Annotated in this window: 3 protein-coding genes; all 3 read left to right on the top strand. The window is 30.7% G+C overall.

Going from position 1 to position 2,565, the window contains the following annotated elements; genetic code table 11:
* The first annotated feature begins 85 nt into the window (after positions 1–85).
* Positions 86–412, top strand: a complete 327-nt coding sequence (locus tag GXK56_RS27440) for a hypothetical protein (RefSeq protein ID WP_160693474.1) — start codon at positions 86–88, stop codon at positions 410–412.
* On the top strand, positions 399–749 hold the full coding sequence (gene tnpB / locus GXK56_RS27435; protein ID WP_008419068.1) for an IS66 family insertion sequence element accessory protein TnpB: 351 nt from the start codon (positions 399–401) through the stop codon (positions 747–749). Before GXK56_RS27440 ends, tnpB begins: the two co-directional genes overlap by 14 nt.
* A gap of 99 nt (positions 750–848) precedes the next feature.
* Positions 849–2,459, top strand: coding sequence for an IS66 family transposase (locus GXK56_RS27430; protein ID WP_160693472.1), 1,611 nt, complete (start codon positions 849–851; stop codon positions 2,457–2,459).
* Positions 2,460–2,565: the final 106 nt, after the last annotated feature.

Genomic DNA, 2,565 nt, shown 5'->3' with positions numbered 1-2,565 from the left:
GTAAGCGTAAAAAAATTAACGCATAGAAAATGCAAGCCTCCATTGTTAAAATTAGCATAGATTTTAACAATGGAGGTTTATTTATATGAATAATGAAAACATAAATTGGAGAGCAATAGTTGCTGGCTTTTCTTCTTACGAAGGAACGTTAGAAAATTTCTGCAATGCAAATCAAATTACTAAAAGTCAATTCTATTACTATAAAAAGAAGTTTAAGAATGAAAATAATAATTTACAGTTTCATGCAATTTCCATGAGAGAAGAAAGAGTAAGAACTGAATTTACTGTAGTTCCAGCTGATAGGTCTAATATAATAATAGAAATAGGAGCCGCAAAAATACATATACCGGCTAATGAAATAGCTGTTTTGAGTAATTTACTTAAGGATCTGATTACAAATGTTCAATCTTAATAAAGTTAATACAGTTTATCTTGCATGTGGTATAACAGATTTGCGAAAAAGCATTGATGGACTAGTAGTTATTGTGCAAACGCAGCTAAAGCTGGATCCGTTTGAAAAAGCTCTTTTTGTTTTTTGTAATAGGCAAATGAATAGAATTAAAATCCTTCACTTTGATGAAGGATTCTGGCTGTATTATTTTCGACTTGAAAATAGTAAATTGAAATGGCCTATGACTCCAGACGAAGCTCTTAAGATTAACAAAGAAGAATTGAAATGGTTGCTTATGGGATATGAAGTTAGAACTAAGTCTAAATTTAAGCCAATTGAAGTAAGAAACAGCTTTTAAAGCAAATATTGCTATAAGCCCTTAATTTTAAACTTTTACAAGTTTCGGAATTAAGGGTTTTGTGGTAATATATCCCTATATTTGTTGTGAGGTATGAAAATGGATATTTTAGATTTAGATAATCAGCTTGATGAAAAAACAAAATTATTGATTTCTAAAATGGAAGAACAAATTGAATCAAAAGATAAAGAAATTGATAATTTAAAAAAGGAATTGGCTTTTCTTAAAGGACAACTTCTTAATAAAAACAGAAAAATTTTTGGACAATCTAGTGAGCAAGTTGATTCAAGACAGATATCTCTTTTTAATGATGCTGAAAAAAACAGTGATCTAAAAATAGAGGAACCTACCATTGAAGAAATTACATATACAAGAAAGAAATCATCTTCTCATTCAGGGAAAAAAGATAACTTATCCGGCCTAGATAGAGTTATAATTGAACATAAACTTGATGAGTCTGAAGCAGTTTGCGATAAATGCGGAAATAATTTAGTTGTAATAGGCAAAAAATCAAAAGAGATTTTAAAATATAAGCCAGCAGAACTTTACATAGAGGAACATATTTCATATACATATGCCTGCAAAAATTGCGAAGCGGATGCAGATAAAGTCAATATAATTTCAGCAAAAATACCAAATACATTCTTATATAAAAGTATGGCTTCAAATGAATTATTAGCTCATGTTGTGAGCATGAAATATCAATATGCAATGCCTTTATATAGAATGGAATCATATTTTTCAATGATGACTGTTAGCCTTTCAAGACAGACATTATCTAATTGGATAATAAGTTGTGCAACTGAGCTTAAGCCTGTTTTTAACTATATGAAAGAGGAGCTCTTAAAAAGAAATTATATACATGCCGATGAAACATACCTGAAGGTTATTGAAGAAAACGGAAAAGATTCTAACTCAAAAAGATTTATGTGGTTATATCGCTCCGGAGGCATTGAAAATCCAGTAATTCTATATGATTATCAAAAAACAAGATCTGGATCTTGTGCAGAAGAATTTCTTGAAGGATTCTCAGGCTATCTTCAAACAGATGGATATGATGGCTATAATAAGGTTAAAAATATAAAAAGATTATATTGCATGGCTCATATTCGAAGAAAATTCTTTGAGATAATATCATCATTAAACCCCGAAGCTTTAAAGCAATCACATGCATTAGAAGGGTTTAATTATTGTGAGCAACTTTATGAAATTGAAAAAGAGCTAAGGGAACAATACATGGATAGTGATGATTATTATGCTGATAGACATATAATAAGGCTCAAGAAATCTGCCCCTATCCTTAAAAAATTTCAAGAATATGTCGATAATGAAATTGTTAATGCTCTTCCTAAAAGTCCTTTAGGTAAAGCTCTTGCATATGCGCAAAAGTTATTGCCATATATGAGAACTTTCTTAACGAACGGATGTCTTGAAATTGATAATAATGCAGCCGAAAGAGCTATAAAGCCATTTGTGATTGGTAGAAAAAATTGGATGTTTTCCAAGACTTCAAAAGGCGCATCTTCAAGTGCTCTTCTTTATAGCATTATTGAAACCGCTAAAGCCAATAGCTTAGCAACGGAAAAGTATTTAGTATATTTATTTGAAGTGTTAGCAAGTTCGGAAATTAAAGAAATGGACATACTAGAAAAATGTATGCCATGGTCGGAAAACATTCCAGATCAACTGCGTGTCAAGACTACCAAATAATTATTTACATATAAAATTATACCCAACAGAGAATTAAACTTTTCTGTTGGGTTTATTTTATCACTTAAATTACGCTACCGCTACGCGTCGATTCTTTGACGCTTAC

This window comes from Clostridium sp. C2-6-12 (assembly GCF_009928485.1).
Taxonomy (GTDB): Bacteria; Bacillota; Clostridia; order Clostridiales; family Clostridiaceae; genus Clostridium.
The sequence above is the reverse complement of the archived record's forward strand: the minus strand, read 5'-3'. Positions and strand labels throughout refer to the sequence as shown.

Coding starts and splice junctions, on each gene's coding strand:
- GXK56_RS27430 (WP_160693472.1), top strand. CDS start 849: ATGGATATTTTAGATTTAGATAATCAGCTTGATGAAAAAACAAAATTA.
- GXK56_RS27440 (WP_160693474.1), top strand. CDS start 86: ATGAATAATGAAAACATAAATTGGAGAGCAATAGTTGCTGGCTTTTCT.
- tnpB (WP_008419068.1), top strand. CDS start 399: ATGTTCAATCTTAATAAAGTTAATACAGTTTATCTTGCATGTGGTATA.